This is a genomic window from Streptomyces sp. NPDC002742 (genome assembly GCF_042888885.1).
GTDB lineage: Bacteria > Actinomycetota > Actinomycetes > Streptomycetales > Streptomycetaceae > Streptomyces.
In genome coordinates, this window is record NZ_JBIAQF010000019.1 from 33815 (window position 1) to 51737 (window position 17923).

16 protein-coding genes are annotated in these 17923 nt (G+C 71.0%); 3 read left to right on the forward strand and 13 right to left on the reverse strand.

The genetic code is table 11. The annotated features are described in order from the left end of the window. The first annotated feature begins 13 nt into the window (after positions 1-13). Positions 14-316, forward strand: a complete 303-nt coding sequence (locus tag ACFYW8_RS29935) for a hypothetical protein (protein WP_389083514.1) — start codon at positions 14-16, stop codon at positions 314-316. 113 nt (positions 317-429) lie between these two features. On the opposite strand, the gene ACFYW8_RS29940 is transcribed toward ACFYW8_RS29935, so the two are convergent. Beyond that, positions 430-2955: an ATP-dependent Clp protease ATP-binding subunit gene (locus ACFYW8_RS29940; protein WP_365881290.1), complete on the reverse strand. Its 2526-nt coding sequence runs from the start codon at positions 2953-2955 to the stop codon at positions 430-432. A gap of 430 nt (positions 2956-3385) precedes the next feature. On the opposite strand from ACFYW8_RS29940, the gene ACFYW8_RS29945 reads away from it, so the two are divergent. Then, complete coding sequence (locus ACFYW8_RS29945; protein WP_389083521.1) at positions 3386-4228, forward strand: SCO3374 family protein; 843 nt, start codon at positions 3386-3388, stop codon at positions 4226-4228. On the opposite strand, the gene ACFYW8_RS29950 is transcribed toward ACFYW8_RS29945, so the two are convergent. From ACFYW8_RS29950 to ACFYW8_RS30000, 11 genes are all read right to left on the reverse strand, one after another. Next, entirely contained in the window at positions 4159-4494 is a 336-nt protein-coding gene (locus ACFYW8_RS29950; protein WP_365881294.1) for an Lsr2 family protein, read from the reverse strand. The genes ACFYW8_RS29945 and ACFYW8_RS29950 overlap by 70 nt on opposite strands. Positions 4495-4721: 227 nt before the next feature. After that, positions 4722-5297, reverse strand: coding sequence for an amino-acid N-acetyltransferase (locus ACFYW8_RS29955; protein WP_389083528.1), 576 nt, complete (start codon positions 5295-5297; stop codon positions 4722-4724). Between the two features lie 9 nt (positions 5298-5306). Further along, entirely contained in the window at positions 5307-5723 is a 417-nt protein-coding gene (locus tag ACFYW8_RS29960) for a BlaI/MecI/CopY family transcriptional regulator (RefSeq protein ID WP_389083906.1), read from the reverse strand. Positions 5724-5915: 192 nt separating this feature from the next. After that, positions 5916-6803, reverse strand: a complete 888-nt coding sequence (locus tag ACFYW8_RS29965; RefSeq protein WP_389083911.1) for a DUF6480 family protein — start codon at positions 6801-6803, stop codon at positions 5916-5918. Positions 6804-6880: 77 nt separating this feature from the next. Continuing rightward, on the reverse strand, positions 6881-8515 hold the full coding sequence (locus tag ACFYW8_RS29970; RefSeq protein ID WP_389083533.1) for a hypothetical protein: 1635 nt from the start codon (positions 8513-8515) through the stop codon (positions 6881-6883). Between the two features lie 227 nt (positions 8516-8742). After that, a complete protein-coding gene (locus ACFYW8_RS29975) occupies positions 8743-10380 on the reverse strand; it encodes an LPXTG cell wall anchor domain-containing protein (protein WP_389083538.1) in 1638 nt (545 codons plus the stop codon). A gap of 118 nt (positions 10381-10498) precedes the next feature. After that, positions 10499-11296: a type III pantothenate kinase gene (locus ACFYW8_RS29980; RefSeq protein WP_389083543.1), complete on the reverse strand. Its 798-nt coding sequence runs from the start codon at positions 11294-11296 to the stop codon at positions 10499-10501. 8 nt (positions 11297-11304) lie between these two features. Beyond that, positions 11305-12282, reverse strand: coding sequence for a carboxylating nicotinate-nucleotide diphosphorylase (gene nadC, locus ACFYW8_RS29985; RefSeq protein ID WP_389083548.1), 978 nt, complete (start codon positions 12280-12282; stop codon positions 11305-11307). 5 nt (positions 12283-12287) lie between these two features. Then, positions 12288-14057 carry an L-aspartate oxidase gene (locus ACFYW8_RS29990; protein WP_389083551.1) on the reverse strand — a complete coding sequence of 590 codons (1770 nt, stop codon included), beginning with the start codon at positions 14055-14057 and terminating at the stop codon, positions 12288-12290. Beyond that, on the reverse strand, positions 14054-15046 hold the full coding sequence (gene panC / locus ACFYW8_RS29995; protein WP_389083554.1) for a pantoate--beta-alanine ligase: 993 nt from the start codon (positions 15044-15046) through the stop codon (positions 14054-14056). Before panC ends, ACFYW8_RS29990 begins: the two co-directional genes overlap by 4 nt. Next, positions 15043-15981 carry a Rossmann-like and DUF2520 domain-containing protein gene (locus ACFYW8_RS30000; protein ID WP_389083557.1) on the reverse strand — a complete coding sequence of 313 codons (939 nt, stop codon included), beginning with the start codon at positions 15979-15981 and terminating at the stop codon, positions 15043-15045. Before ACFYW8_RS30000 ends, panC begins: the two co-directional genes overlap by 4 nt. Before the next feature lie 219 nt (positions 15982-16200). On the opposite strand from ACFYW8_RS30000, the gene ACFYW8_RS30005 reads away from it, so the two are divergent. Next, complete coding sequence (locus tag ACFYW8_RS30005) at positions 16201-17430, forward strand: threonine aldolase family protein (RefSeq protein WP_389083561.1); 1230 nt, start codon at positions 16201-16203, stop codon at positions 17428-17430. Positions 17431-17655: 225 nt separating this feature from the next. Here ACFYW8_RS30005 and ACFYW8_RS30010 read toward each other — a convergent pair whose 3' ends face one another. Further along, positions 17656-17874, reverse strand: coding sequence for a hypothetical protein (locus ACFYW8_RS30010; RefSeq protein WP_365881314.1), 219 nt, complete (start codon positions 17872-17874; stop codon positions 17656-17658). Positions 17875-17923 lie beyond the last annotated feature (49 nt).

Sequence of the window (17923 nt, forward strand, 5' to 3'; positions counted from 1 at the left end):
GTGGCTGAGCCGCGTGCCCGGCGAACTCTCCCGCGCCGACTGGTCCGAGGTCGCCGCACTGGCGGGGCTCAGGGAACCGCGGATCCATCGGGGCGCCCTGGGATCCCTCGTGTCGGCGCCACCGCTGCCGGCCGTCGAGCACCTGGAGCTGAGAAAGCCGACGGGGAACGAGGACCTCTCCGGACTCCGGACCGTGCTGCCGAATCCGCGGACGGTCAAATTCGTCCTCGATTCGGACACCGGCACCGCGCCGGAACAACTCACGCGTCAATTGCCCGGCGAACACACGACGACCAAGAACCACAACGTTCTGTGACTTCTCCCCTCCAAAATCTGTGACTCCTCAACCTGTGGCTCCTCCCCTGCGAAAAAAGGGGCTGCCCCGGGACCGAAGTCCCGGGGCAGCCCCTTTTCAGACGGACCCGGAGGTCACGCCTCCTTGCTCAGGTTGGGACCGGCGCCGCCGGCGGCCTGCTCGATCGGCGGGACGTCGGGGAGCGCCGACTTCTCCTCACCGCGGAAGGTGAAGGCCTTGGCCTCGCCCTCGCCGTCGGTGTCGACGACCACGATGTGGCCGGGACGGAGTTCGCCGAAGAGGATCTTCTCGGAGAGAATGTCCTCGATCTCGCGCTGGATGGTCCGGCGCAGCGGCCGGGCGCCCAGCACGGGGTCGTAGCCCTTCTTCGCGAGGAGCGACTTGGCGGTCGGGCTGAGCTCGATGCCCATGTCCCGGTCCTTCAGACGCTCGTCGACCTTGGCGATCATGAGGTCGACGATCTGGATGATGTCTTCCTCGGTGAGCTGGTGGAAGACCACCGTGTCGTCGACACGGTTCAGGAACTCGGGGCGGAAGTGCTGCTTCAGCTCCTCGTTGACCTTGGCCTTCATCCGGTCGTAGTTGGACTTGACGTCGCCCACGGCCGCGAAGCCGAGGTTGAACCCCTTGGAGATGTCCCGGGTACCGAGGTTGGTCGTCATGATGATGACCGTGTTCTTGAAGTCCACGACCCGGCCCTGGGAGTCGGTCAGACGACCGTCCTCCAGGATCTGCAGCAGCGAGTTGAAGATGTCCGGGTGGGCCTTCTCGACCTCGTCGAAGAGGACGACGGAGAACGGCTTGCGGCGGACCTTCTCGGTCAGCTGGCCGCCCTCTTCGTAGCCCACGTAGCCGGGGGGCGAACCGAAGAGACGCGAGACCGTGTGCTTCTCGCTGAACTCCGACATGTCGAGGGAGATCAGCGCGTCCTCGTCACCGAAGAGGAACTCCGCGAGGGTCTTCGACAGCTCCGTCTTACCGACACCCGAGGGTCCGGCGAAGATGAAGGAACCACCTGGACGCTTCGGGTCCTTCAGACCCGCTCGCGTACGGCGGATCGCCTGCGAGAGCGCCTTGATGGCGTCCTTCTGGCCGATGACCCGCTTGTGGAGCTCGTCCTCCATGCGCAGCAGACGCGAGGACTCCTCCTCGGTCAGCTTGAAGACCGGGATGCCGGTGGCGGTGGCCAGGACCTCGGCGATCAGCTCGCCGTCGACCTCGGCCACGACGTCCATGTCGCCGGCCTTCCACTCCTTCTCGCGCTTGGCCTTCGCCGCCAGCAGCTGCTTCTCCTTGTCGCGGAGAGAGGCCGCCTTCTCGAAGTCCTGGGAGTCGATGGCCGACTCCTTGTCGCGGCGCACGCCCGCGATCTTCTCGTCGAACTCACGGAGGTCCGGCGGTGCGGTCATCCGGCGGATGCGCATCCGGGAGCCCGCCTCGTCGATCAGGTCGATCGCCTTGTCGGGGAGGAAGCGGTCCGAGATGTACCGGTCGGCGAGCGTCGCCGCCTGCACCAGGGCCTCGTCCGTGATGGACACGCGGTGGTGGGCCTCGTACCGGTCGCGCAGACCCTTGAGGATCTCGATCGTGTGGGGGAGGGAAGGCTCCGCCACCTGGATCGGCTGGAAGCGGCGCTCGAGGGCCGCGTCCTTCTCGAGGTGCTTGCGGTACTCGTCCAGCGTGGTCGCACCGATGGTCTGGAGCTCACCGCGGGCCAGCATCGGCTTCAGGATCGAAGCGGCGTCGATGGCGCCCTCGGCGGCACCCGCACCGACCAGCGTGTGGAGCTCGTCGATGAACAGGATGATGTCGCCGCGGGTGCGGATCTCCTTGAGGACCTTCTTCAGGCGCTCCTCGAAGTCACCGCGGTAGCGGGAGCCGGCGACCAGCGCGCCGAGGTCGAGGGTGTAGAGGTGCTTGTCCTTGAGGGTCTCGGGCACCTCGCCCTTGACGATGGCCTGGGCCAGGCCCTCGACGACGGCGGTCTTGCCGACGCCGGGCTCACCGATCAGCACCGGGTTGTTCTTCGTACGGCGGGACAGCACCTGCATGACCCGCTCGATCTCCTTCTCGCGCCCGATGACCGGGTCGAGCTTGGACTCACGAGCGGCCTGGGTGAGGTTCCGGCCGAACTGGTCGAGGACCAGGGACGTGGAGGGGGTGCCCTCGGCAGGACCACCGGCGGTGGCGGTCTCCTTGCCCTGGTAACCGGAGAGCAGCTGGATCACCTGCTGCCGCACCCGGTTGAGGTCTGCGCCCAGCTTGACCAGGACCTGGGCGGCGACGCCCTCGCCCTCACGGATCAGGCCGAGCAGGATGTGCTCCGTGCCGATGTAGTTGTGGCCCAGCTGAAGGGCCTCGCGGAGCGACAGCTCCAGGACCTTCTTGGCACGGGGGGTGAAGGGGATGTGGCCGGAGGGGGCCTGCTGGCCCTGCCCGATGATCTCCTCCACCTGCTGGCGGACCGCCTCGAGCGAAATCCCGAGGCTCTCCAGGGCCTTAGCGGCGACACCCTCACCCTCGTGGATCAGGCCCAGGAGGATGTGCTCGGTGCCGATGTAGTTGTGGTTGAGCATCCGGGCTTCTTCCTGAGCCAGGACGACAACCCGCCGCGCGCGGTCGGTGAACCTCTCGAACATCGTTAATCGCTCCTCAGAGCGGTCAGGCAGTAAGGGGACGCTCCCCTCCCTGTCCTTCCGCAGCTTAGTCCCGCAAGCGGGGACCGCTCATTCCAACTGCCGACACCGTCCTTGGCCTCCTGACCCCGAACGCCGACATCTGCTCCAACCTGATGGTGCGAGACGATGTTCCCGCAGGCCAGGCAGATACCCTCTCCCGCTGTACGCCGATGGCGAACGTGAGATGCCCGAGCCCTACGTGTCGCCCCTCCCACTAGGGATGTCTTACCCGCACGCACGGACACTCCATGCCGCGCGCACCGGTTCCCTCCGCTACGGGCGAACATCCATGCCCGGCGGAACGCTCCCGCACGCCCCTTTTCCCGGAACTCTGTGCGGTCCCGCAAACACCCAGCGTAACTCCGGGGCTCTTGTGGCGGTTGCTCCTTGCATGGTTCCCACCGTCCCTGTCCCTCGTCGGCCGTTCGGTCCCGGTGATCCGGTCGATCCGGTGCATCAGTGGTACGAGAACGAACTGGGATGGACGGCAGTGCCCGGATCGCCGGTACGGCTCGTCACCGGGCTGCGCTTCGACGTCCTGGAGGTACCGGCGGAGGCGGGATTCGCGGCGCTGCGGCATCTGGCGCCCGTTTCTCCGGTGGCACTGCAGGGGGACCGGATGCGGCTGCTGGTGGCCGCGGGGAGCGCGGAGGAACTGCCGGGGCTGCTCGACTGGCTGGAGTGGGGCTCTCTCGCGCTGGATCTCACGGCGATCGGCGCGGACGGAAGCATCGAGGCTCCCCCGCCGCCGGATCCCGGCGTCCCGGTGGCGCCGGAGCGCGGGACCGTGGAGCCGGAGCCGGAGCGGGACCGTGGAGCCGCCTCCGTGGCGCCGGACTTCGGGGCTCCGGTGTCACCGGGTCCCCGTCCTCCGCGGCCGGCCGGATTCGGGGACCTGCCCGAGGACCGGCCCGAAGGCCACCCGCGAGCCCGTCCCGCGGACCGGCTCGCGGCCGGTCCGAAAACGCAGAGGGGCCCGCGAGGGGCCGCCCGCTGGCTGCGACCCCCGGAGCCCGGCCGCGAGGTGGAACCGGCGTTGCCGACGCTGTCGGCGCTGGGCGGCGGGGGCGTCGGCGGGGGCGTTGGGGGCGCCCCCGATCTCGTACGACTGGTGCAGACGATGGCCACACAATGCCACCGGGTAAGGCTGCGGAGAGCGTGCGCTCAGCCGTTGGCCTTCTCGTATTCCTCGCGAATGGTCGCGGGAACGCGGCCGCGGTCGTTGACCTCGTAGCCGTTCTCCTTGGCCCAGGCGCGGATCAGCGCGGTGTCCTGGCTGCCACCGGAAGCGGCGCGGGCCTTTCCGCGTCCACCCGAGGCACGGCCTCCGGTACGACGGCCACCCTTCGTGTAGGGCTCAAGAAGGCCACGGAGCTTGTCCGCATTGGCGGTCGTGAGATCGATTTCGTACGTCTTGCCGTCCAACGCGAACGTCACGGTCTCGTCCGCCTCGCCACCGTCGAGGTCGTCGACAAGAAGGACCTGAACCTTCTGTGCCACCGGATTTCCTTTCATCGATAACTTCAGGGCAAGGAGGACCCGCGGCATCCGCCGTTTCGCCGTCCCTTGTTATATGCAGTACTGCACTACGTCGGAAAGCAAACCGCTTTTGCTGGAAAAACACAAACCCCTGGCAGAGACTCACTGGACACCGCCCGCCCGGAAACGTGCGCGTTTCGGACATAGGGAACGCGGGCAACGCACTCCGCCGGAATAGCCGGCCGCGATCACAGATGCAGAAGCATCCGACTGTTGCCCAAGGTGTTCGGTTTCACTCGTTCGAGACCGAGGAACTCTGCCACGCCCTCGTCATAGGAACGCAGGAGCTCGGCGTACACATCTGTGTCGACGGGAGTCTCGCCGATCTCCACGAAGCCGTGCTTCGCGAAGAAGCCGACTTCGAAGGTCAGACAGAAAACCCGTCGAACGCCGAGCCAGCGAGCGGTCTCCAGCAACTTCTCCAGCAACTGATGACCGACGCCCAGGCCCTTGACCGCGGGGTTCACCGCGAGAGTGCGGACTTCCGCGAGGTCTTCCCACATCACGTGCAGGGCGCCGCAGCCGACCACCTCGGCACTTGAGCCGGCGCCGCGTTCCGCGACCCAGAACTCCTGGATGTCCTCGTAAAGCGTGACCGTGGGTTTGTCGAGCAGGATACGGCGGCGCACGTTCGCGTCGAGGAGTCCGCGTACGGCCGCGACATCGCCTGTCCTGGCCCGCCGGACGGTGACGGTTTTCGCGGTGACTTCGGGATGCTGTGCCGGAAGCTCTGCCGGAACCTCCGCGGGACGCTCTGCTGGCATGAGCGGACGCTATCGCCCGGAGGCGCCCCCGTCGGCGGCGGGGTTCTCCTCGGAGGGCTCGGGCACCGGTGGCCTTTCGGCGGCTTCGGAGGCTTGCGGTTCGGGCCCTTGCACCATGCGTACGGCATCCCTGAGGGCGACCCGCTGTTCCTCGCTCATCATCCCGAAGAAGGCGACGAGAGCTGCCGCCGGGTTGTCGCTCTGCGACCAGGCGTCGTTCATCAGGGCCGCCGAGTAGGCGGCGCGCGTGGAGACGGCCTCATATCGATAGGCCCGGCCTTCCGCCTCACGGCGGACCCAGCCCTTCTGATGGAGATTGTCCAAAACGGTCATCACCGTGGTGTACGCGATGGACCGTTCCTGTTGAAGGTCTTCCAGGACTTCCCGAACGGTCACCGGGCGGTTCCACTTCCACACCCGCGTCATGACCGCGTCTTCGAGTTCTCCCAATGGGCGAGGCACAGTTCAGAACAATAGTGGGAGATGGTCGACAAAAAGGGCGTACGACTCGAAGAACGTATGAAACGTCCAAGTCGTACGCCCTGACAACGCGGTTCGTTGCGGGACGGCCATGACCGAGGGGCGCCCGGAGGAACCGCGCGCGAGGCCGCCCGGGGCTCAGGCCCCGGCGTCCTTGGGGGCCGAAGCCTGCTGGGCGGCGTCCACGCGGGCGAGGGCGGCGTCGACGACGCCGTCCTCCTTGGCCTTGTTGGCCCCGCCCTGACTCTTCACGATCGTCACGATGAGCCCGATGAAGAACACGGCCATCACTACGGGGGGCACGAGCGCGGAGACGTAGTCCATGGCTCCAGAGTAGCTAGCCCGCCGCGAGTTGCTGCGGCGGGTTCGCCGGAGGCGGTCCGGGCCTGCGCCTCGGCGGGAAGACCTCGCCCGGGGTGGGGATCGGCCGCTCGGGACGCGGCGTCCCGGCCGGTGGCCGGGACTGCGGTTTCGGCTCGGACTTCTTGGCGGGCTCGTCGGCGGCGCGGCCGCCGGGCAGGGCCAGCAGCCGGGTGCGGGACGACGGGACCGAGGCGACCACGCGACCCGCGAGCCTGGCGCGCACGTCCTGCTCGGCGAGGACCCGGCAGCGGTCCAGGAGGGCTGCCGCGGCGGGGTTGCCGCGCAGCGCGCGGAGCGCCGCGAGGTCGTCCGGGTTCGGCCGGTACCCGCGGGCGAGCACCTCCTCCAGGAGGAGCAGATAGCCGGCGGCGGTGCCCGGCAGTGCGGCCCGGTAGCGGGCGAGGTCGTCCAGCAGGAAGGCCCGGAGCCTGGCTCCCTCGCGGGCCGCCTCGTCGACCGACTCGGCGAGGCGGAGGCAGTCCTGGACGTCCTCGGCCGAGACGGGGCTGGGGTGCAGGGCGAGGGCGAGGGCACGTCGGAGCACACGCAGCTCCTCCGCGCCGAACGCCATGCCGCCGTGGGATCCGTATGGCGTGGGCATGAAAGTGACGATACGCACCGAATGCGAAGAATCAGACGAATGTACTTCTTGTGGCGCGGCACGGGCCCGCCATTCGGACCATGGAGGTCCGCATGGCGGGCCCGGCGGGGGCGGGGGTCACCTCACGGGCCCCCGCCGCTCAGCGTGCCGCTCGGCGGCGCAGGCCGAGGAACAGGCCGCCGCCGAGAAGCAGGGCCAGCGCCGACGCCCCGGCCGCGAACGTCACCGAGGAGCCCGCGCCCGTCTCGGCCATGCTGCCGCTCCCGGTACCGCCCGTCGCCGTGGCGGTACCGTTGCCGCCCGTGCCGCCGTTGCCGTTGCCTCCGGATGTGCCGCCGGAGCCCGCCGAACCGCCCGAGCCGCTGCTCGTACCACCCGTGCCCGAGGCGTTGCCCGGGACCTGGACGACGATCGCCGCGGTGTTGTTGGTCTTGTCGGGATCGATCGACAGCGAATCCACCGTGATCCGGCCCGGCTTCAGCTTGGCGGGATCGACGACGCGCAGGTCGAAGTCCCACGTCGTGTACTGGCCCGAGTCGATCCAGCCGTCGTGGACGTCCTCGTTGCACAGGTAGTAGTCGAGGACGCCGTGGTTCGTGAACTCGATGCAGGCCTTGGGGGTGGTGACCACCTTCGTCCCGGCCGGGATGTGGACGCGGGTCTCGTAGGCCGCGTCCTCGCCCGGCTCACTGCCGTTCCAGGCAGCCATCCCGGCGGGACCGTTGTTGCGTACGCCCACCGTGAACTTCACCGGGTCCCCGGCCTTCTTCTGCCGCACCGTGGCCCCCACGGCCTGGAGGTCCGCGGTGTTGTCGACCCTGAACTGCGTGACCCCCTCGACGTCCTGCGGATCGCCCGGGGGCGCCGAGGCGGGTCGGGGGGTCGGCTTCAGCTCGGGGCCGGTGCCGCGGTGGTGTGTCTCGCCCTCCTCCCACCGGAAGTACTTCGCCCCGTACGAAGCATGGAACTCCCCTTCCAGCACAGCGGTGTCGACCGTCATCGATCCCAGGTCCAGGTCGTACGAGCCGTCGACGCCGAACGGGCCCTCGAACTCGCACAGGGCCGTGCCGCCGCCGTGCGCGGTGCCGTGGGAGGTCGAGTACTCGCAGTTGCTGAATTCTTGATCGGGCGTCAGGCCCCCCCACCTCATGAGGAAGTCCGTTCCCTTCGCGGTGGAGCTGTAGTTCGTGAACCCGCTCGTGAGCTTCATGGAGGTTGCCGGCTTCACCTTCTCGCCGGCGGGCGTGCGCTCCAGCCGGTCCAGGACCAGTTCGGCTTCGGGAACCGTCACCTTGACCGTCTTCGATGCGAGCTCGACGCCCTTCGACTCGACGGTGATGTGGATCTCGCCCGAGGCACCGACCGTCGCGCCCTTCGCGCGCCGCAGCACGATCGAGTGCGGCGCGGACACATTAGGCGGGAGATTCCCGTTGGAAGCGCAGACCGTGACGAGTGCCGCCGCCTTCCCGCACGCCGCCACGTCGGCGACGCCCTTGAGCGACGTGGCATCGACGGTGAGCTTGTACGAGTCGACCATCGTCGACCCCCTGTTGGCCACGAACAGGTCCGTCAGTCCGCCAAAAGAAGCCTTGTACGGAAGAGCCTGCGCGGTCGCCGGAGCGTCCACCACCACGCGGGTGCCCGCCGGCGCGGGCGCCCCCGCCGCCGAGCCGGTGGACACGCCCGTCAGGGCCGTCGCCGCGACGATGGCGCACACGGCCGACCGGGCCCACCCCGTGCCGGCCGTTCCGGCACGCGCCGGAATCGATCCCATCTGAGCTCCCTCTAGTGGTGCGGGGCCCCGGGACACCCCCGAAGTCACCCGCCAAGACCCTTAACCCCACCAGAAGGTTGTATGAACTTCATACGAACACGGAGCCGATCGCCCTGCCCTGACCGCGGGACACGTTCGTCCTTGTGGCGCCGCACCGGCCGACCGTGCGGACCCATGAGGTCCGCACGGCGGGCCCGACAGGGGTCAAGCCACGGAACCCCCGGTAATCAGCGCGACGCTCGGCGGCGCAGGCCGAGGAACAGGCCACCGCCGAGAAGCAGGGCCGGCGCCGACGCCCCGGCCGCGAACGTCACCGAGTCCATGCCCGTCTCGGCCAGCTCCCCCTGCCCGGCGTCGACGCCGGTGCCGCCGGAGCCCTGCGCGCTGGGCGTATCGCCGGGGCCCTCGGTGCCGCCCGCGCCATCACTGCCAGAACCCCGGCCCGAGGCGCTGACAACGATGGCCGCTCTGTTGTTGCTCTGGTGGGGGTCGCTCCACAGCACCTCGACGCGGCCCGGCTTCAAAGCGGCCGGATCGGCCACGCGCAGTCCGAACGTCCAGGACGTCCGCTGGCCCGGTTCGATCCAGAAGTCCTGCTCGGTGCTCATGCCGCAGTCGTAGTAGACGGCGTCGTGCTCGTCCGTGAGCTTGTGACACTGCTCGGGAACGGTGGTGGCCTCCGTCCCGGCCGGGAGATAGACATGCGTCTGGTACGGCGGGTCCTCGCCCGGCTCGCTGCCGTTCCACGACCGCATCCCGGCGGGACCGTTGTCGCGCACACCGACCGTGGCCGTCACCGGCTCCCCGGCCGTCCTCTGCCGCACGGTGGTCCCCAGGGCCTGGATGTCCGCGGTGTTGTCGACGGAGAACCGGGTGTAGTCCCCGTTGCTGCTCCGCGGCACACCCGGTGGTGCGGAGGCCGGGCGCGGCGTCAGCTTCAGCTCGGCGCCGGTTCCGCGGTGGTAGCCGTCCTCCCCAGCCAACCGCATGTCAGGCACGTAGTGGACGGCAAGCTCACCGGAGAGCACCGCCGAGTCGACCGTCATCGAGCCCAGATCCACATCGTAGGAACCGCTCACGGCGGCCGGGCCCTTGACCACGCAGTGCGCCAGACCGCTCCCATGGGTGGAGTCGTCCCAGGTTCGGTATTCGCAGTTGCTGAACTCCTGGCCGGGCGTCAGGCCTTCGTACCGGACGGAAAAACCCACGCTCTCCTGCGGAGTGGCACCGTAGTTCGTGAACCCGCTCATCACCTTCAAGGAGGTTCCCGGCTTCACCTTCTCGCTGGCGGGCGTGCGCTCCAGCCGGTCGAGAACCATGCCCGCGTCGGGAACCGTCACCTTGATCGTCCGGGTCGTGAGCCGGACCCCGTGCGACCGGGCGATCACGCGGATCTCGCCCGAGGCCCCGACCGCCGCGCCCTTCGCGCGCCGCAGCCCGAGGCTGTACGAAGCGGACTCGCCGGGCTCGAGCGAGTCCTCGCCCCTCGCACAGACCAGGATGTGGTCCGCCTGCTCCGGGCAGCCCGTCACATCGGCGAGACCCGTGAGCGACGTGGTGTCGAGGGTGAGCGTGTAGGAGTCGACCGTCGTCGTTCCCTTGTTGCGCACGCCCGCGTACAGACCCTCGGAGTTCTGATCGTCGTACGGATATGCCCTCACGTCCGTCGGGCTCACCAGCACGACGTCGGTGCCGGCGGGCACCGACGCCCCCGCCGCCGGCCCGCCGCCCCTCACCGCGTCCCCGTTCGCGGCCGCCGGTCCGGTCGACGCGCCCGTCAGCACCGTCGCCGCGACGAGGGCGCACACGGCCAGCCGCGCGAACCCCGCACCGGCCTTTCCGGCGCGTGCCGGAATCGATCCCATCTGAACTCCCTCTGGTGGCCCAGGGCCCCGGGGCGTCCCCGAAGTCATCCGGCATGACCCCGGCTCCCACCAGAAGGTTGTACGAACTCCGCGCGACCACGGAGTCGGCCCTGCTGCCCTAGCTGCGGGACACGTTCCGCTCGTAGACCAGGCGCAGCCCGATCAGTGTCAGCCACGGCTCGTGCTCGTCGATCACCGAGGACTCGCCGAGGACCATCGGAGCCAGCCCGCCTGTGGCGATCACCGTGACGTCCTCGGGATCGTCGGCGAGCTCGCGCGCCATCCGGTTCACGACCCCGTCGACCTGGCCCGCGAACCCGTAGATGATGCCGGACTGCATCGCCTCGACGGTGTTCTTGCCGATCACCGCACGCGGCCGGGCCACCTCGATCTTCCGCAGCTGCGCGCCCCTGACGCCGAGCGCCTCGACGGAGATCTCGATGCCGGGGGCGATGACACCGCCGACGTACTCACCGCGCGCGCTGACCGCGTCGAACGTGGTCGCGGTTCCGAAGTCGACGACGATCGCCGGTCCCCCGTACAGCTCGACGGCCGCCACGGCGTTGATGATCCGGTCGGCGCCGACCTCCTTGGGGTTGTCCGTGAGGATCGGTACGCCCGTCTTGACGCCGGGCTCGACGAGGACCGCGGGGACATCGCCGTAGTAGCGCCGCGTCACCTCGCGCAGCTCGTGCAGCACGGACGGCACGGTCGCGCAGATCGCGATGCCGTCGATGCCGTCGCCGAGCTCCTCGCCGAGCAGCGGGTGCATGCCCATGAGGCCCTGGAGCAGCACGGCGAGTTCGTCGGCGGTCCGGCGCGAGTCGGTGGAGATGCGCCAGTGCTCGACGATCTCCTCGCCGTCGAAGAGACCGAGGACCGTGTGGGTGTTGCCTACGTCGATGGTCAGCAGCATGGTCGCGGTTACTCCGCCGCTCGCAGGTCGAGACCGATGTCGAGGATCGGGGAGGAGTGCGTGAGCGCGCCCACGGCCAGGAAGTCGACGCCGGTGCGCGCGTACGCGGCGGCGTTGTCGAGGGTGAGCCGCCCGGACGCCTCCAGGAGGGCCCGGCCCTCGACGACGCCCACCGCCTCCTCGCACTCCAGGGGCGTGAAGTTGTCCAGCAGGATCAGGTCGGCGCCCGCGTCCACGACCTCGCGCAGCTGGTGCAGGGTGTCGACCTCGACCTCGACCGGGACCTCCGGGAACATCTCCCGTACGGCCTTGAACGCCTCGGCCACGCCGCCCGCGGCGACCACGTGGTTGTCCTTGACCAGCGCGGCGTCGGCGAGCGACATGCGGTGGTTGACGCCGCCGCCGCAGCGCACCGCGAACTTCTCCAGGGAGCGCAGGCCCGGCGTCGTCTTGCGGGTGTCCCGCACCCGGGCCTTGGTGCCCTCCAGGGCGTCCGCCCACGCACGCGTGGCGGTCGCGATGCCGGACAGGCGGCACAGGAGGTTCAGGGCGCTGCGTTCGGCCGTCAGCAGGTCGCGGGTGCGCGTGGTGACGGTCAGCAGCTTCTGGCCGGCCTCGACGCGGTCGCCGTCCTCGACGTGCCGCTCGACCTCGAACTCGTCGGTGCAGATCACCGAGATGACGGCCTCGGCGACCCGCAGGCCCGCGACGACGCCCGCGTCCCGGGCGGTGAAGTCGCCCGTGGAGACGGCGTCCTCGGGGATGGTCGCGACCGTCGTCACGTCCACGCCGTGGTCGAGGTCCTCCTGGATCGCCACGTTCGCGATGTCCTCGACCTCCAGGGGGTCGAGACCGGCGTCGGCGAGGAGCTGGGCGAGCGCGGGGTCGAGGCCGCACTCCATGTAGGCCTCGTCCGTGTCGGCGCCGCAGCCGCAGCCGTCGCCGCAGCCGCCGCTCTGGGCGAGGGGAAGGTCGTGGGTGCTCACTTCGGTCACTGCTCCTGGGGACGGGACTGGGGCGCCGCGTGGGGCTGCCGGGATGTCGGGGGGAAGTCTGCGGTATCGGTGGTCCGGACCGCGAGCGTCCGGTCGGGATTCAGCCGTACGACGATGTGGCGGCGCCACTGGGCGTCGTCCCGGTCGGCGTGGTCCTCGCGCCAGTGGCAGCCCCGGGTCTCCTCGCGCTGGAGGGCGGCGGCGACCAGGACGCGGGCCACGCACAGCAGGTTGGTGGCCTCCCAGGTGTCGACGCCGGGCTCGGAGGTCTTGCCGTTCTCGTCGAGGGCGTCCCGCGCGTCGGTGTGCAGCCGCTGGAGCCGGCCGGCCGCGGTCGCGAGGGACTCGGCGGAACGCAGCACACCGGCGCCCAGGGTCATGATCCGCTGGATCGCGAACCGGTCCTCGGGGGCGAGCAGCGGGTGCGCGGGCTTCTCGGGGTGCGGGACGGGTTCGGGCACACGCGCGTGGAGACCGTCCTCGGCGTGGCTCGCCGCGATGTCGGCGGCGATCCGCTCGGCGTAGACCAGGCCTTCGAGGAGCGAGTTGGAGGCGAGCCGGTTGGCGCCGTGGACGCCCGTGCAGGCGACCTCGCCGCACGCGTACAGGCCGGGGACCGTGGTGCGGCCCCGGGCGTCGGTCCGTACGCCGCCGGAGGCGTAGTGCGCTGCCGGGGCGACCGGGACGGGCTCGGTCACCGGGTCGATGCCGTTGGCGCGGCAGGCGGCCAGGATCGTGGGGAAGCGGTGCTCCCACATGTCGGCGCCGAAGTGCCGGGCGTCGAGGAACATGTGCTCGGCGTCCTGCTCCTGCATCCGGCGCGTGATGCCCTTGGCGACGATGTCCCGGGGCGCCAGTTCGGCCAGTTCGTGCTGGCCCACCATGAAGCGCACGCCGTCACCGTCGACCAGGTGGGCGCCCTCGCCGCGTACCGCCTCGGAGACCAGCGGCTGCTGGCCCTCCGCGTCCGGTCCGAGGAACAGCACGGTCGGGTGGAACTGCACGAACTCGAGGTCGGAGATCTCGGCGCCCGCGCGCAGGGCGAGGGCCACGCCGTCGCCCGTGGAGACGGACGGGTTGGTGGTCGCGGAGTAGACCTGGCCCATGCCGCCGGTCGCGAGGACCACGGCGGGGGCGTGCACGGCGCCCACACCGTCGTGCTGGCCCTCTCCCATGACGTGCAGGGTCACGCCCGCGGTGCGGCCCTCGGCGTCCGTGAGGAGGTCGAGGACGAGCGCGTTCTCGACCGTGCGCAGGCCCCGCGCGCGGACCGCCTCGACGAGGGCCCGGGAGATCTCGGCGCCGGTCGCGTCGCCACCGGCGTGCACGATGCGGCGGCGGTGGTGGCCGCCCTCGCGGGTGAGTTCGAGTCCGCCCTCGGAGGACTCGTCGAAGTGCGCGCCGGTCGCGATGAGCCGGCGGACCGCGTCGGGGCCCTCGGTGACGAGGATGCGTACGGCCTCCTCGTCGCACAGGCCCGCGCCCGCGACCAGGGTGTCGTCGAGGTGCTGCTCGGGGGTGTCGCCGTCACCGAGGGCGGCGGCGACGCCGCCCTGCGCCCAGCGCGTGGAGCCGTCGTCCAGCCGTGCCTTGGTGACGACGACGGTCCTCAGCCCGGCCGCCTCGCAGCGCAGGGCCGCGGTGAGACCGGCGACGCCGGATCCGACGATCACGACGTCCGCGGTGAGGGACCAGCCGGGGGCGGGCGCGTGCAGTCGTATGCCGGTGCCCTTGGCTGTGTCTGAACCTGTGCCATTGCCGGTCACGAGGCGGCTCCGAAGGTGAGGGGGATGTTGTCGATCAGCCGGGTCGTCCCGACCCGGGCGGCGACGGCGAGGACCGCCTCGCCGGTGAAGTCGTCCGGGATCTCCGTGAAGTCGTCGGGGTCGACGAGAGCGAGATAGTCCAGGACCAGCGGCGGCTTCAGGCGGGCCGCCTCCTCCAGGACGAGCCGGGCCGCCGAGCGGACGCCGCCGGGCCAGCCGGGGACGGCCTTCGCGACGGCGTGCGCGTCGGCCGCGGCCCGCGACTCGCCTATGGCGCTCAGGGCCTCGGCACGCGCGCGCGTGGCGGGCACTTCGAGGGCCCGCGCGCGCAGCGCCTCCTGGGCGGCGTGCCGGTCGCGGCCCGCGAACAGGGCCTGCGAGAGGGCGAGCGCGGTGCGCCGCTCCTCCGCCGAGAGGTAGCGGTTGCGGCTGGAGAGGGCGAGTCCGTCCTCCTCGCGCACGGTGGGGACACCGGCGATCTCCACGCCGAAGTTCAGGTCGCGGGCCATGCGCCGGATCAGGGCCAGCTGCTGGGCGTCCTTCTGGCCGAACAGCGCCACGTCGGGCCGGGTGAGGTGCAGCAGCTTGGCGACGACGGTGAGCATGCCGTCGAAGTGGCCGGGCCGCACGGAGCCTTCCAGGCGCTCGCCCATCGGGCCCGCGGAGATCCGGACCTGGGGCTCGCCGCCGGGGTAGACCTCGTCCACGGAGGGGGCGAACACCACGTCCGCGCCCGCCTGTTCGGCGATCTTCAGGTCGGCGTCGAGGGTGCGCGGGTAGCGGTCGAGGTCCTCGCCCCGGCCGAACTGGAGGGGGTTCACGAAGACGGTCACGACCACTTCGCCCGCGTCGCCCGCGGCCTCGCGCGCGGTACGGATCAAGGTGGCGTGGCCCTCGTGGAGGGCGCCCATGGTCATCACGACGGCTCGGCGACCCGTGCGGGCACGCGCGTGCAGTTCGTCGGCGGTACGCAGCAGGGCGGTGGTCATCGGGCGTCTCCCTCGGTTCCCTGGGTCCCGTCCGCCCCGTCGGCGAGTACCCCCAGGAGGTCCTCGGCGAGTTCCGGCTTGAGCAGTCCGTGGGCGAGCGCGCGGTCGGCGGTCGCGCGGGCCATCGCCAGGTAGCCGGCGACGGTCCCCGGGGCGTGCTCGCGCAGCTCGGCGACGTGCGCGGCGACCGTGCCCGCGTCCCCGCGCGCGACGGGTCCGGTGAGGGCCGCGTCGCCGGACCTGAGCGCGTTGTCCAGAGCGGCGCCGAGCAGCGGGCCGAGCATCCGGTCGGGGGCCTCCACACCGGCGGTGCGCAGCAGTTCCATCGACTCGGCGACCAGGGTGACCAGGTGGTTGGCGCCGAGCGCGAGGGCCGCGTGGTAGAGCGGCCGGGACTCCTCGGCGATCCACTCGGGCTCGCCGCCCATCTCGATCACCAGGGCCTCGGCCGCCATCCGCAGCTGCTCGGGAGCGGTGACCCCGAAGGAGCATCCGGCGAGCCGCTGGACGTCCACGGGGGTGCCCGTGAACGTCATCGCGGGATGCAGGGCGAGCGGCAGCGCGCCCGCCCTGAGGGCCGGGTCGAGCACCCGCGCGCCGTACCGTCCGGAGGTGTGCACCAGCAGCTGCCCGGGGCGGACGGCGCCCGTCTCGGCGAGCCCTTCGACGAGCCCGGGGAGGGCGTCGTCGGGAACGGTCAGCAGCACGAGCTCGGAGCGCTCCAGGACCTGCGCCGGGGACACCAGCGGCACGTCGGGCAGGAGCTGCGCGGCCCGCCGCCTGGAGGCGTCGGAGACGCCGGAGACGGCCACCGGGCGGTGACCGGCGAGCTGGAGTGCCGCGGCGAGCGCGGGTCCGACACGGCCGGCGCCGACGACGCCGACGGTCAGCCGCGCGGGGCGGTCCTTGGGCTCTGGCTGGGGAAACGTACTCACTCGACGGCGGCCTTCCGTTCCAGTCCGCTCGGGGTACCGGACGATTTCTCGTCATGTTAACGCGATTGGTTCGAGGGCAGTTCGGCCGTCCACAGGCTGTGGGTTTCCGCGAGCCTCGGGAAAAGCACGTGCGCCGACCGTGTGAACGGGATTTCCGCAGGTCACCGGCGCGCGGGAATTCGGGTGACCGGCCGGGCGTGATCGGGACATCATCCTTGGATGAGCGATACGGCGGCACGGAGCGGGACGGAGCCTGCGGAGCAGGCCGGGGAGAAGACGGCGGCGATGTCTTCCGCGGAACGGTTCGAGCGGCGCGTCGCCGCCTGGAAGGCGGCCGGGCGGGTGCTGTGGCGGCCCGGCCACCAGCAGACGCTCCGCGAGCGCCTTGCCTGGCTGAGCGAGGCCGCGGGCGAGGTGTGCGACCTCGACGGGCGGGTCGACATGTACGGCGACGGCCTCGTCGAGGTTCTGGAGGAGCGGGTCGCCGCGCTGCTGGGCATGGAGGCGGCGGCCTTCTTCCCGACCGGGACCATGGCCCAGCAGGTCGCCCTGCGCTGCTGGGCGGGCCGGACCGGCGACGCGACCGTGGCACTGCACCCCCTCAATCACCCCGAAGTCCATGAACGGCAGGCGTTCAGCCAGGTCAGCGGTCTGCGCCCGGTCCGTCTGACGAACGAGCCCCGGATGCCGACCGCCGAGGAGGTACGGGACTTCCCCGAGCCGTTCGGAGCGCTGCTGCTGGAGCTGCCGCTCAGGGACGCCGGTTTCGTCCTGCCCTCCTGGGAGGAGCTGACCGAGGTCGTGGGGGCCGCCCGGGAGCGCGACGCGGTGGTCCACTTCGACGGGGCCAGGCTGTGGGAGTGCACCCCGCACTTCGACCGCCCCCTGAGCGAGATCGCGGGCCTGGCGGACAGCGTGTACGTGTCGTTCTACAAGTCGCTCGGCGGCTTCGGCGGTGCCGCCGTCGCGGGGCCGAAGACACTCGTGGACGAGGCCAAGACCTGGCGGCACCGGTACGGCGGCATGATCATCCAGCAGTTCCCGACCGTCCTGTCGGCACTGATCGGCCTGGAGCGCGAACTGCCCCGGCTGCCGGAATACGTCGCCCACGCGCGCGTGGTGGCCGGTGCCCTGCGCGAGGGCTTCACCGAGAGCGGGGTCCCCTGGGTCCGCGTCCACCCGGAGGAGCCGCACACCCACCAGTTCCAGGTCTGGCTGCCGTACGAGCCGGACGTCCTCGGGGACGCGGCACTGCTCCACGTCGAGGAGACGGGGACGGGCCTCTTCGCCCAGGGCTGGAACCGGGGCGGGCCCGGACTCTCGTACACCGAGGTCACGGTGGCCGGGCCGGGTCTGGAGTGGACGGCGGACGACGTCAGGGCGGCGGTCCGGACGTTCGTGGAGCGGCTGCCGGGCGGGATCACCGGACAGCGCGGGGTCACCGAGTAGCACGGGGTCACCGGACGGCTCGTCGGAGCGGTACGGGGGCGGGATCGTCACGACGGCACACACGCCGGGCACGGCGCGGCGGCACACCCGCTCGGCACGGCGCGGCGGCGCACCCGGGACGACGGCGCGGCTGCTGCACGGCCCGCGGAGCCCGCCGGGCCCGCCAGGGGAGACCGAGGGGGGAGACCGAGGGCGATCGAGGGCGATCGGGGGCGGCCGCGGAGGTCAGCCGGCCGGGTGCCGGTGCTGTCCGTGCAGCCACCGGGTGAGAGCGCCGCGTATCCGGCCGTGGGCCGGGTGCCCGGCCACGACGGCCCGGAACCGCCGGTACTCGCGCAGCTCCCGCGCGACCTCCCAGTCATGGCTGCCGGGTGCCGGAGGTGCCGCTTCCCCGTGCTGCGAGGCCCGGTAGGTGTCCAGGAGGTACTGCTGCGTGATGCTCATGACCGATCGCCTCTCGGGACGAGGGATGGGATCCGAGGCCCCGCGCGGA

Bases quoted from the DNA above. Each gene is read 5' to 3' on its own strand.
- ACFYW8_RS29955 (WP_389083528.1), bottom strand. From the start codon at position 5,297: ATGCCAGCAGAGCGTCCCGCGGAGGTTCCGGCAGAGCTTCCGGCACAG.
- ACFYW8_RS29945 (WP_389083521.1), top strand. From the start codon at position 3,386: ATGGTTCCCACCGTCCCTGTCCCTCGTCGGCCGTTCGGTCCCGGTGAT.
- ACFYW8_RS29960 (WP_389083906.1), bottom strand. From the start codon at position 5,723: ATGACGCGGGTGTGGAAGTGGAACCGCCCGGTGACCGTTCGGGAAGTC.
- ACFYW8_RS30005 (WP_389083561.1), top strand. From the start codon at position 16,201: ATGAGCGATACGGCGGCACGGAGCGGGACGGAGCCTGCGGAGCAGGCC.
- ACFYW8_RS29980 (WP_389083543.1), bottom strand. From the start codon at position 11,296: ATGCTGCTGACCATCGACGTAGGCAACACCCACACGGTCCTCGGTCTC.
- panC (WP_389083554.1), bottom strand. From the start codon at position 15,046: ATGACCACCGCCCTGCTGCGTACCGCCGACGAACTGCACGCGCGTGCC.
- ACFYW8_RS30010 (WP_365881314.1), bottom strand. From the start codon at position 17,874: ATGAGCATCACGCAGCAGTACCTCCTGGACACCTACCGGGCCTCGCAG.
- ACFYW8_RS29970 (WP_389083533.1), bottom strand. From the start codon at position 8,515: ATGGGATCGATTCCGGCGCGTGCCGGAACGGCCGGCACGGGGTGGGCC.
- ACFYW8_RS29940 (WP_365881290.1), bottom strand. From the start codon at position 2,955: ATGTTCGAGAGGTTCACCGACCGCGCGCGGCGGGTTGTCGTCCTGGCT.
- ACFYW8_RS29975 (WP_389083538.1), bottom strand. From the start codon at position 10,380: ATGGGATCGATTCCGGCACGCGCCGGAAAGGCCGGTGCGGGGTTCGCG.